At 47.9% G+C, this 12375-nt stretch carries 13 protein-coding genes; 10 read left to right on the plus strand and 3 right to left on the minus strand.

The window, feature by feature from the left end; all coding sequences use genetic code 11:
* Positions 1-155: 155 nt before the first annotated feature.
* Entirely contained in the window at positions 156-1331 is a 1176-nt protein-coding gene (locus M3661_RS13435; RefSeq protein WP_251485778.1) for an MFS transporter, read from the minus strand.
* Positions 1332-1409: 78 nt separating this feature from the next.
* Entirely contained in the window at positions 1410-2441 is a 1032-nt protein-coding gene (locus M3661_RS13440; RefSeq protein ID WP_251485780.1) for a serine hydrolase domain-containing protein, read from the minus strand.
* Positions 2442-2698: 257 nt separating this feature from the next.
* Here M3661_RS13440 and M3661_RS13445 point away from each other — a divergent pair, with 257 nt between their 5' ends.
* Positions 2699-2887, plus strand: a complete 189-nt coding sequence (locus tag M3661_RS13445) for a hypothetical protein (protein ID WP_044353762.1) — start codon at positions 2699-2701, stop codon at positions 2885-2887.
* A gap of 217 nt (positions 2888-3104) precedes the next feature.
* Complete coding sequence (map, locus tag M3661_RS13450) at positions 3105-3893, plus strand: type I methionyl aminopeptidase (protein WP_251485782.1); 789 nt, start codon at positions 3105-3107, stop codon at positions 3891-3893.
* Between the two features lie 142 nt (positions 3894-4035).
* On the opposite strand, the gene M3661_RS13455 is transcribed toward map, so the two are convergent.
* Complete coding sequence (locus tag M3661_RS13455) at positions 4036-4803, minus strand: hypothetical protein (protein ID WP_065290188.1); 768 nt, start codon at positions 4801-4803, stop codon at positions 4036-4038.
* Between the two features lie 545 nt (positions 4804-5348).
* Here M3661_RS13455 and coxB point away from each other — a divergent pair.
* The 8 genes from coxB (at position 5349) to M3661_RS13495 (ending at position 12362) form a co-directional block, all read left to right on the plus strand.
* The gene (gene coxB, locus M3661_RS13460; protein WP_251485785.1) at positions 5349-6422 is read left to right on the plus strand and encodes a cytochrome c oxidase subunit II; all 1074 of its coding nucleotides are present in this window, start codon (positions 5349-5351) and stop codon (positions 6420-6422) included.
* A 64-nt stretch (positions 6423-6486) separates the two neighbouring features.
* Positions 6487-8337 carry a cytochrome c oxidase subunit I gene (gene ctaD, locus M3661_RS13465; protein WP_065290235.1) on the plus strand — a complete coding sequence of 617 codons (1851 nt, stop codon included), beginning with the start codon at positions 6487-6489 and terminating at the stop codon, positions 8335-8337.
* Positions 8334-8954 carry a cytochrome (ubi)quinol oxidase subunit III gene (locus M3661_RS13470; protein ID WP_021256218.1) on the plus strand — a complete coding sequence of 207 codons (621 nt, stop codon included), beginning with the start codon at positions 8334-8336 and terminating at the stop codon, positions 8952-8954. Before ctaD ends, M3661_RS13470 begins: the two co-directional genes overlap by 4 nt.
* A 4-nt stretch (positions 8955-8958) precedes the next feature.
* A complete protein-coding gene (locus tag M3661_RS13475; protein ID WP_251485795.1) occupies positions 8959-9279 on the plus strand; it encodes a cytochrome C oxidase subunit IV family protein in 321 nt (106 codons plus the stop codon).
* A gap of 116 nt (positions 9280-9395) precedes the next feature.
* Complete coding sequence (ctaG, locus tag M3661_RS13480) at positions 9396-10304, plus strand: cytochrome c oxidase assembly factor CtaG (RefSeq protein WP_065290186.1); 909 nt, start codon at positions 9396-9398, stop codon at positions 10302-10304.
* A gap of 87 nt (positions 10305-10391) precedes the next feature.
* Entirely contained in the window at positions 10392-10856 is a 465-nt protein-coding gene (locus M3661_RS13485; protein WP_021256215.1) for a DUF420 domain-containing protein, read from the plus strand.
* Positions 10857-11207: 351 nt separating this feature from the next.
* Positions 11208-11933, plus strand: coding sequence for a hypothetical protein (locus tag M3661_RS13490; RefSeq protein ID WP_065290185.1), 726 nt, complete (start codon positions 11208-11210; stop codon positions 11931-11933).
* Between the two features lie 36 nt (positions 11934-11969).
* Positions 11970-12362 carry a GntR family transcriptional regulator gene (locus tag M3661_RS13495; RefSeq protein WP_251485797.1) on the plus strand — a complete coding sequence of 131 codons (393 nt, stop codon included), beginning with the start codon at positions 11970-11972 and terminating at the stop codon, positions 12360-12362.
* Positions 12363-12375: the final 13 nt, after the last annotated feature.

Consider the following 12375-nt stretch of genomic DNA (forward strand, 5'->3'; position numbering starts at 1 on the left):
TACAGTTCCTTACGCTGTTGCTTAGTACATGTAACGTATGAGCGTTCTAATAGTTTCATTGTCTTGAATCTAGTGCGGTTCATGAATTAGATAAAATAGAAACCTCATTACAATTTCCGGAACTCACCGGATCGCTGCATAATGGTTCGTTGAAGCTATTGCTCGGCAAACCAGCGTGATGGAAACAGCAAATACACGATGGAGACGATGCCGAACAATGCTGCGCTAATCCATACGACCATGCTGGCAGACGTAGCGCTCGCAATAAAGCCCCCGAGAACGGGGCCGATGAGGACGCCAATGCCCTCCACAGTGGATAACAGACTCCATCCCAGTCCCTTCTGACCAGGTGGGACATAGAGGGCGAGCAGTGCGTTCCACGCGGGAAGCACTGCGGAATATGACAGGCCTAGAACCACGGCAAGTCCGTAAGCCATCAACTTCGACGGGTGCAGTGACAACGAGGCAAGCGTCAAGGCGAATATGCCGAATCCAATCACAAGGAATGGCTTGCGGCTGCTCTTATCTGACCATTTGCCCATCGGTACCAGCCCAAGTACTGTACAGCCGCCGCCGAGGAGCAGAAGAAGTGAGTATTCTCTGTGCTCGGTGAATGATAAAGACTCTGCAACAAATGTGGGCAGAATCGGCACAAGCATGCTTGCTCCGAGTGTCTGCAGAATCATGCCGGGCAGCAGTGGCTTGATCGCCTTCAGCTTCTCGCGCAGTGCTTCCCACTGCTCACGGAATGGAACGGAAATACGTTCGGCTTGCTTGCCGCCTGCGACGAAAAAGCTAAGCAGCCAAGCGACAGTGGACAAGGCAACAAGCAGCCAATACGAGAATGCAGGCTTATAGTCTAGGATAAGGTTCAACACGACAGGGCCGGCGCCCATCCCAACCAGCCATATCATATAGAGGAAGCCCATTTGGGCAGCTCGTTGATCTTCTTTTACCTTCGTTAAGCAGACAATCCATACGGGAGATATTCCAACGCCATATAAGGCAGCTGCCAAGATGAACACCCATGGAATATTTCCGTAATGGAACAGAGCAATCCCTGTCAGTGAAATAAGCAATCCTATATTAATAATCAATCTGGCGGGGAAACGATCCAGCAAATATCCGATAGCTGTCTTAAGCAGCGTATCCGTCAAGTAATGTGCGGTAGTCGCGGCCCCGATAATGGCAAGGCTAATGTACAGTATGTTCTGGCCATAGATAGGGATAAATGAAACGAGCGCTGCTCCTCGCACAAATTCAACGAAGAATAAGATGACGGCTAGCAGCACGATGTCCCTTCCCATGCCTAATGCACAAATTTTTTTCACATACAACGCCCCTTTCCTGATTGTACCATTATATCGTGCGGCACAAGCCCTCGCCAGCAGCGATAGTCGGATTGAATATTAAGAAAATGTAGCAGCAGACAACAGCTGCTCTTCCATCCAACGCTTCGGATGTCTCCACCGGTATACATGTGGATTGCCAGCGAAGACGGCAGTAAGGGAGCGCGACGGCACTACATATATCACTTGTCCGCCATGACCAACTGCACAAGCTGCCTCCTCGCTTCCTAATTGATGGAGCCACCATTGGTAGCCGTAGGCGCCAAAAGCAGGCATGCCAGGTGAATAGGGGCGATGCGATTCCGTAATCCATGTAGAGGGTATGACGTTAATGCGCTCGTCCGATCCTTCATTACCAGCAGGAGGTTGGATGGAACCGCCATCTAGTATGAGCTGGCCGAATCGAAGCATATCTGGGCCAGTCAGCCAGAGCCCAACATGGCCTGCTGCATGCCCGTCAGGGGATAAGTCCCAGCGGTAATGATCGATCCCTATTGGAGATAGCAGATGCGCTCTTGCATATTCATCTGCACGTATCCCAGTGCAAGAGGTGAGCAGGATCGATAACAGATGGGAATCAATGCTCCGATATTGAAATTGTCCGAACCGTTCGGGATGGACGGGCAGTCGCAGCGCATACTTCACCCAGCTGCTGCTGTTATGGAAGCTGCGTATCCAGCGCTCTCCGAGTCGATTGCCTGTCTCCCATAGCAGACCTGATGTCATTGTAAGCAAATGCTTGAAGGTAATGCGGTGCCACCAAGTATCTATCTGGCGCTTGCTCACGATGTCTTGCGGCAAATAGTCAGTGATTGGTTCATGCAGCGAAGGCATGTCCCCGCGATGAACGGCAATGCCCACGAGTGTTGAAATGAAGCTTTTGGTAGCAGAACGCAGATCATAGAATTGCCCAAGTCTTACTCCTTCGGCATATACCTCTGCGATTACTTGTCCATGACGCGCACACGCGAAGTAATACATACGGGGGAACAATTTTGGCAGCGTATCCAATGCCTGCTGCAATTTATCATGGTCAAATCCAGCCTGTTCCGCTGCGTCAGCTTGAATCGGACTCGAGGAATGCTGATTCATTGAGATTGCTCCTGTTTATTGTAGTAGTAATGGAATTTCAGCCTTACGACAGCTTGATTACGCGTTGTATGTTAACTCTAATGCTGTTACTAGCATACCCAATGGAGAAATGATTAAGATATGTTGGTGTGATTTTGCAGCTCGGCTGAATATGATATACTAAGACTAAAAGGTTGCAAATTCCAGTAAGTGAAGCGATAGTCCAATTGGTTCTCCGTTGCGGAGCATGATCTACAACGCTTTGGGAGGGAATTTTCATGGCAACAAAAGGTCACAACGAAGTGAAAGAAAGCTTGTTGGAGATGACACGTATTTTCCGTCCGAAGAATCCACGGAAATTCGTGAAGGAGTACATCCGAAAGTATCGGATTATGGGCGGCTATGAAGATGAATTAACTCAGCTTGTAGAATTGGAAATGTGCAAAATGGATACCAGTGTGTCGTAACGTTGTAACCGTCTCTGATCAGACATTACGAGGAACTGAAGTGCAAACCTGCGAATGTAAGGAATAACTAAGAATATGTACAGAGTAGGCGCGCCGGTAATCGGGGCGCCTTGTTTGCGTATGGATGGGTGAAATGAAAGGTCCAATAGTGCTTCTATAACAGATGATCCCGTGCATATACTTATCATTGGGACATGTAACGCTGGAGGAGTATGCGATGGAGAATACGAAGACTGCTGCGCAGATAGAGCTGATGCAGAAGGCAGGATACTTGGCAGCCCGCTGCCATCGTGAAGTGGCGTCAAGGCTCGCACCTGGCGTTACGACGGTGGAAATTGATCAATTCGTAGAGCGCTGGCTATTGCAGCAGGGAGCAACTGCTGAGCAGAAAGGGTATTATGGATATCCGTATGCAACATGCGCTTCGGTGAATCAGGTTGTATGCCATGGGTTCCCGTCTGCCAAACCTCTTAAATCAGGTGACCTCGTTACGATAGATTTTGTGGTGAATTACAAAGGATGGCTCGCAGATATGGCATGGACCTATGGAATTGGCAACGTACAGCCTGAGGCCAAGCGTCTTATGCAACAGACACTCCATGCATTACGTTATGCAGCGAAGCTGGCGACCCCTGGAAGGGCGGTTGGGGATATAGCGGCTGCGATCGGACGAATGGGGCGTGATGCGGGGTATGGAGTCGTAACTGCGCTTGTGGGGCATGGTATCGGGCAGTCTATTCATGAACCTCCTGAAATTCCGAATGATGGGTGGCCTGGTCGGGGGCCTTATTTGGAAGAAGGGATGGTCATAACGCTTGAACCGATATTTACGCTAGGTACATCTGGTGATGTGATTCTGGGTGCAGATGGATGGTCTGTTGCTACATGTGACGGTTCCTGGGGAGCGCACTTCGAGCATACCGTAGCGGTGACTGCAGATGGACCGCGTATTTTGACTTGTCTTCCATTTACACCAGGGGGAAAGAATAATTCGTCAGGGACTTAGGATAGGGCAGATCAACTATATACCATAATTATATAGGTAGAAATATGAGGGAGCGATGCGGCTGCATCCCTCCCTAAAACTAGTGCAAGTAACACACATCATTCTCATTGTCAGTTAGAGCTGTTCAACGTCTCATGAGTTGTTAGTGCATTGTGCGGTGTATAAGCTTCAGAATGTCCGCCTCTGCGAACTGCAGGGAATCTCCAGGATAAGCGTGCATGACATAAGGAGTTAATCCGTTGAATAAGTCCATATTGGCGCTAATTCGAACATGCTTCACCCCAGAGGTCTGACTCCGAACCGTCTTGTCGATGGTATGAAGAAGCTCATCTGATAATTTGTCGCTCTGCTTCACTGTACGTACCGGACTATCCGAAGTTATGAAGCGCGGGGGCCAGCGATTCGCCTCGCGTTCCATGTGACCAGCTGTATTCGGGGCGCCGATTCGGGATTGCTCATGCTTGCCTCCGCTGCCGATTGTACCTAGACCTGTGCCATCAAGCGTGAGTGCGATATAAGCGGTATCCTTATGCTGCAAGACATAGGCTACACTGACTCCATCCAGATGTCCGACAGCATCGCTGACAGATTGATTGATGAACAGGGGACGCGGATTAGACAATGCCTGCGGCTGAGATGTGGAATGGGACTGCTTTGTGTACTTTGTGTTCTGTTTTGTACGATAGTTGCTTTCGGTGCCCATTTGGGGCAACGGGGTTCCAGAAGGTGCTGATTGTTCCTTGACCTTCCGATCTGCATAGTTCGCCTTCGTGTTGCCTCCCGGCGACCTTGACTTCTCAGCCTCCATCCCAGCACAGCCGGAAGAGACCAGCATGACAGCAGCGATTATAAATGTGACAATCCAGTGAACATGATTTGCGTTGTTGTGAACATCATTTGACAACTCCATTCAACCTCCTTATTTACTTCCATTAGTGTTCAAAAATCAACATGCGAGTATGCGGAATATAGATTTTTGTGATCAAAACAGGCAGGAAACTGCCAGAAATTGAGTGGTTTCGACAAAGGCGAGCAGTCTCATTTTGTATTTTGTAAACGTTTACAAATACTGATATAAAGCCGTTTTTCAGAGTGTTTGAACACTTTGTGAACTGACCGGGAAACATTGACAAATAAATATATGGAAATTATATTTAGGTAAGTGATTGTAGTAATTGACAGGATTACGACATCCGTGTTTAAACCGGGGCCTGCCTGAAGGCATTCGAACATGAGAATGACTTCCGACGAAGGATTCTTACCGGTCTGAAATCGAATATGCATGCGCCTTCATTGCGCAAAGGATTCGTTGCGCAATGAATGATTGGTTAATATTGGCTTATCTGGATGGACGGCAGCTTGTACTCACTTCTAAGCCATAGGGGCACTTGCATTGAGATTCGACACAGCATGCGATGGGGTAATCAGCGAAAACGTACAAAGTGGGGTTGATCAATGATGAATCGGTGGCACGCAGTGAAGCGACTACTTCCACTGTTCGCCGGACTCGTCCTGCTCCTAAGTGCTTGCGGTCGTGCTGATATATCGGCTCTCAATCCGCAGGGGCCCATTGCAGACAAGCAGTTCGGATTAATGCAGTTGGCGATTACGATTATGACGCTGGTCGTTATTGTCGTATTCGGTATTTCCATTTATGTCGTCCTTCGCTATCGCAGACGACCGGGACAGAACGAGATTCCGAAGCAAGTCGAAGGGAACCACAAGCTTGAAGTGATTTGGACGGTCATTCCGATCATCCTCCTCATTATTTTGGCAGTTCCAACGGTGAAGTATGTATTTGCCTTCGCTGAGGATTATAGCCAAGACAAAGATGCAATTAAGGTTAAGGTAACAGGTCACCAATATTGGTGGGAATTCGAATATCCTGAGTACGGGATTACAACAGCTCAAGACATGATTGTTCCGAACGGGAAGAAGATTGCACTTGAGTTGAAGACAGCTGATGTCCTACACTCCTTCTGGCTTCCATCCATTGCGGGCAAGATGGATACGAACCCATCCGGCAACGTCAACAAGATGTACATTGAGACATATGTAGAAGGCGTGTATCGCGGGAAGTGCGCTGAGCTATGCGGATACTCCCACGCATTTATGGAATTTAAAGTGAAGGCGGTCAGCGAAGACACGTTCACGGCTTGGGTTAATGAGATGAAGGCTGAACCAAAACCGTTCGAAGGTGACACACAAGTTGCAGAGAGCTTCAAGCAGAATTGCTTGTCCTGCCACGCTATCGATAATAAGCCGTCCATGGGGCCTAACTTGAAGGGGTTTGGCAGCCGTGAAGCAGTTGCCGGTATTATGCTTAACCGTGAAACTGCTGATGAGCCACTGGATCAGAAGAAGGTTGAGGAGCAACTTCGTCAATGGATTCAGGATCCTGAGAAAGTGAAGCCTGGCAATAAGATGCCAGCATTCAAAGATAAGTTGTCTGAGCAAGAACTCGATGGCATCGTGAAATACTTGGCAGATTACAAGCTTGATTCCTTGAAAGCAATCAATAAGCAGTAGATTTCAGCATCTTCTAGGGGAGGTAACGACCTTGGCTCACACGGTGAAGCGACATCGCGGCTTGATGGATTGGCTGACGACGGTCGACCATAAGAAGATCGGCATTCTGTACCTTATCGCCGGGGCTTTATTCTTCGGTATTGGCGGTATTGAAGCCATCTTGATCCGGATACAATTAATTCAGCCTATGAATGATTTCGTAGACGCAAAAACTTTTAATGAATTGATTACCATGCACGGCACCACGATGATTTTCCTCGGTGTAATGCCGATTATCTTTGCACTAATGAATGCCATTATCCCGCTGCAGATTGGGGCTCGTGACGTTGCGTTCCCGTTCTTGAACGCACTCGGCTTCTGGACATTCTTCTTCGGCGGCTTGCTGCTGAACTTGAGCTGGCTGATGGGCGGTGTGCCTGATGCAGGCTGGACATCTTACGTACCGTTATCAAGTACGGATTATAGCCCAACGCACGGTGTGGATTTCTACACCATCGGCTTGCAGATTTCTGGTTTGGGTACACTCATCGGGGGCATTAACTTCTTGGCAACGATTATTAACATGCGCGCACCGGGAATGTCCTTCATGCGCATGCCGATGTTTACATGGGCGTCCTTTATTACGTCTGCATTAATTCTATTCGCTTTCCCTGCTGTAACGGTGGGATTGATCCTGCTCATGTTCGACCGCTTGTTTGGCGGGAACTTCTTCTATGTACCGAATGGAGGAAGTGTGGTGCTCTGGCAGCACATCTTCTGGATCTTCGGTCACCCGGAAGTGTACATTCTGATTTTGCCGGCATTCGGGATTATCTCCGACGTCATCAGTACGTTCTCTCGCAAGCGCCTATTCGGGTACAGCTCCATGGTATTCGCAACGATCCTGATCGGTTTCTTAGGCTTCATGGTATGGGCTCACCATATGTTTGCAGTTGGTCTTGGGCCAGTAGCGAATGCGCTGTTCTCGATTGCAACGATGCTTATCGCAGTACCAACCGGTATTAAAATATTTAACTGGCTATTCACGATGTGGGGCGGTTCGATTAAGTTCACCGCGGCCAATCTGTACGCAGTAGGTTTCATTCCAACATTTGTTATGGGTGGGGTTACGGGCGTCATGCTGGCATCTGCGCCTGCTGACTTCCAGTTCCATGATACGTACTTCGTCGTAGCGCACTTCCACTACGTTATTGTTGGTGGTTTGGTGCTTGGCTTGTTCGCAGGGCTCCATTTCTGGTGGCCGAAGATGTTCGGACGCATGCTTCGTGAAGGACTAGGCAAAGCTACCTTCTGGATGTTCTGGATTGGATTCCAATTGACATTCTTCGTTCAGCATTTCCTTGGTTTGATTGGAATGCAGCGTCGGGTCTTTACGTACTTGCCGAATCAAGGCTTCGACCTCATGAACTTGGTAAGTACGATCGGGGCAATCATGATGGGTATCGGGGTTCTTATGTTCTTGTACAACATTGCAATTACATCAAGAGATCCGAAGAACCTGGGCAACGATCCTTGGGAAGATGGTCGTACGCTGGAATGGACAATTCCATCTCCACCGCCAGAGTACAACTTCAAGCAAACTCCGCTTGTACGCGGCTATGATGCTTGGTGGAAAGAAAAGATGGAGGGCAACACGGAAATGCCGGCTGCAGAGCCGATTGGTTCCATTCATATGCCATCGCCATCTATTCTCCCGTTCATGATGTCTGTTGGCTTGTTCGTGGCAGGCTTCGGCTTCATGTTCGCGAAGGATGATTTCAATAATGCACTGCTGAACGGTTTGTTCAACAATCATATCGTTGCAGGTTTCGGCCTGCTGATTACATTCGGCTGTATGTTCCTGCGTTCGATTAAGGACGACCATGGATATCATATCGAACCGGAAGAGTTGGAGCAGAAGGGGGTTAAAGCATGAGTGCACATGCACATCACGCAGAAGGCGAATGGCCACATGAGCCGGAAAAAGCAACCCTAGAAGGCCGCAATAAGGTCGTCGGCTTCTGGTTGTTCCTTGGCGGAGAGGCAGTATTGTTCGGTACGCTGTTCGCAACATTCCTTGCGCTACGCAACCAAATCGGTGATGGTCCTGCCGCTTCCGAGCTGTTCAAGCTTCCAATGATTGCGGCTGCTACAATGATCTTGCTGACCAGCTCCTTGACGAGCGTGTTCGCTATTCAAGCGATGCATCGCAAAGAAGTCAAAGCCATGCTCAGCTGGCTCGCAGTAACGGTTGCATTGGGACTAGGATTCTTATGTCTTGAAATATACGAGTTCGTAGAATATGTGCATGAAGGTCACACGTTTACGACGAGTGCGTTCAGTTCATCCTTCTACACCCTGGTCGGCTTCCATGGCGCGCACGTTGCCTTTGGTGTCGTATGGATCACACTTGTTATTTTGCAAACAATGAAGAAGGGCTTGAATTTGGTTACAGCACCGAAGATTTACGTCTCCGCACTGTACTGGCACTTTATCGACGTTGTGTGGGTATTCATCTTCACAGTTGTATACCTCATGGGAAAGGTGGGTTAACCAAGTGACAACACACCAAGTAACATCAGACAACTCGAAGCGTCGACATAAGCATGAGGGCAAGCAGAAGCATATTATTGCATTCATCTTCTCTATTGTGCTTACGTTGATCGCATTTTCTACGGTAGGTTCAGCGGGTGAAGTAAACCCAACGTTCACGGTTATCATCCTTCTCGTCATGGCAGTCTTGCAGGTTGTCATTCAGATGGGGTATTGGATGCATATGAAAGATAAAGGACATATGATTCCGATCATGTTCATGATAGGCGGAGCCTTCATCGCCTTAACAGCCATTGTTATGGCTGTTTACTGGGTATGGTGGTAAGTCGGATAGAGAGAAGAGGGGACGCGGGAAAGCGTCGCCTCTTTTTCCGTAATAGGGCAAAATGTGACGAAATGGTGGCGCCTCGGGTGTTGCAGGATGAGGAGGGCTGAACATTTATGTTCGGATTGACAGAATACTTCAGTTTCTATGATGTGTGGAGTCCGTTGTTCCTTGCAGCAACGGTGCTTATCAATGTGTTATATTTCGGGCTGACAGGGCCTTTTCGCAATCGATTCTCATCTTCTGAGCCAGTGCCTGCGTCGAAGAAGCTAATGTTTGTAATTGGGACAGGCTTGCTCTACCTAGCTCAAGGCGGGCCTATTAATATGATGAGTCATATGATGTTTACCTTCCATATGGCGATGATGGCATTATCGTACATCATTGTACCGCCGCTTCTATTATTAGCTATTCCGTCCTGGTTATGGCGATATCTATTGGATCGCAAGCCGCTGAAGCGTTTGAAGCTGTTGACGAATCCGATTCTTAGCGCTGTTCTATTCAATACCTTGTTCTCTTTCTATCATGTGCCGGCAGTGCATGATTATGTCATGACTCATTATACGGAACATATTATTTACTACATTGTATTGTTCATTGCTGCTATGCTGATGTGGTGGCCGATCGTCGTTCCGGTACCAGAGTGGAACTCGTTGACAGATGTGAAGAAGATGGGCTATGTTTTTTTGAATGGCGTTCTAATTACTCCTGCTTGTGCATTAATCATCTTTGCAAGCGAGCCTCTCTATGCTACGTATGTGGACAAGGAAGCCTGGGTGCAGGCAATGGGCTATTGCATATCGGGGGATCCTGTAAAGATGCTCGCCGCATTTGATGGGCCTAGCTTCTTTAATTGGTTCACTCCGATTGAAGATCAACAGCTCGGAGGCATTCTAATGAAGCTGATTCAAGAAACGATGTATGGCTGTATTCTCTTCTACGTATTCGTCCACTGGTTCAGACGTGAAAGTAAAGATGATGACGATTTTGTGGACACCGCAGCAGAAGGGCAGTTGAATTCGTAAAAATGCTCTATAATGGGTAGCGTAAGCAGAAGCAGGAGAGTTATTGGCTGCTTCGTTGCCGATGCATATGAGGAGGGCGTTTCATTCGTGGATTTGTACTTTATTATGCCAACTATCAGCACGACGTTCATCGTCGTCAGCGCCATATTGGTCGCTATCGGTTGGGCTCAAATTATTAAGGGCAAGCGGGAACAGCATAAGAAGACAATGCTGGCAGCGGCCGTAGCTGCGACAATCTTCTTCATTATTTATGCGTCTCGCACGGTTTTCGTTGGCAATACCGCATGGGGCGGCCCGGATGACCTTAAGGTATATTATCTGGTCTTCCTGTTGTTCCATATTGTGCTTGCAGCTGTAGCAGCTGTGTTCGGCTTGACGACACTGTATACAGGGTATAAAGGGAGTTATGCGAAGCACCGCAAGCTGGGTAAGTTCACCTCTGTCATCTGGTTCATTACTGCAATAACAGGGGCAACCGTATATCTTTTGCTGTATATCTTGTATCCAGGTGGTCATACAAAGCCAGTAATAGATGCTATATTTGGTCTGTAATCCACTAGTAGACGGCGATCTGTGAAGAGGATTTCCACGAATCGCTGGTTTGTTCGTGAGTGCGATAGTTAGTTTAGAAGAAGCTCGTTCTTTCTGCACTTTAAGTGCGAAAGGCGAGCTTTTTTTGCGTGCTTAGATTCTTCAGCATAGTAGGCTTTTAACGGTGCAAATAAAGATGAGTCTGGATAGGGTAATGTTTATTTTTCCTAATGATGGATTGACAGGGAAGTAGTCACTCATTATACTGTGTATAAAGATATATACAGTAAGCACAGTGATGAGCGAGCAAGCAAGCACACTTGATTTACCGATCTATAGTGTGAATTAGTTTGATATAAAGGGGGTCTTAAAGTGCGCAGACCATATAGAGAAGCGTGGATGCTTGTAAAGAGTGATCTTGTTCGATTCAAGTGGGGCTTATTGATGACGGTAGCGTTCAGTATTTATATGGCCACGATGAGCGGTCTGGTGTTGCGAGAGTTATTTCGTGGCGACGAGGTCTTGACGAGAGCTTTCAAGGGGGTTGCGGATTTTGTGTTTCTTTTTACGATCCCGAATCTTGGCTTCTTTATCTCTCGAAGATCGATGCGATATATGAAGGATGACTCGTATACGAAATGGATGAGGAAGCTGCGCATACTCCCAATCGATGCGAGAACCATAGTGTATTCACGTACGATGCAGATGTGTGTGGCTCTGCTGATTAATATGAGCATTGTTATCGTGGGGCACTACTTACTCAGTGAGACATTGAGAAGTCTTGGCTGGATCAGCATCTTATCCTATGTATTCATGTTGGTAGCGTACGCTGTTGCTGTTAATTGGTTGTATATCTCGTGTGAGCTGAGCATGAGCGGACGACTATATATGAGGTATACATTTATTCTACTAGGCGTTATAACCATGGTGTCCGTCCTGATAGCGGTAGCGGACGGAAGTATTTTACAGACTTTGGTATACGTAGCGCGATCGTACCCTTGGATGGGTATCGTGTTGTCCATTGTTATCATCGTCAATTCGATGGTGATCGGAATGAATCGTTTGCATAAGATCGTTCTGAAGCGAGATTGGATGTGAATAAGCACAGAACGAATCTGGAGGTGATGAGGAGCGGTGTTTATCCCCATTCAAATTAATACGAATAGCTCCGAACCGTTGTATGCCCAAATTAAACACCAGCTTCGCGCACTTATCCTGAGCGGACAGGTCGAAGAGGGGATGCTGCTCCCGTCTATACGCGAATTCGCGAATCAGCTCCAATGCAGTGTCATCACGGTAAGAAGGGTGTATCAAGACTTGGAGAACGAAGGGCTGCTGCGGACGAAGCAGGGCACGGGGACGTTTGTGACACCGGTTCAAGCGGCAGAACGCGACAGGTATCGGAAGGAAGCGATCGAGCAGGCACTTGAGCAAGCCGTTGAAGCTGCAATGCATGTGGATGTATCCACTGAAGAACTCATGCTGATGCTTCAGGAAGTCATCCAGCGCAAGCACAGCGGGAGCTAGCATTTGGTGCGTA

The sequence above is a fragment of the Paenibacillus sp. MER 180 genome, assembly GCF_023713665.1.
Classification (GTDB): domain Bacteria; phylum Bacillota; class Bacilli; order Paenibacillales; family Paenibacillaceae; genus Paenibacillus_B; species Paenibacillus_B suaedae.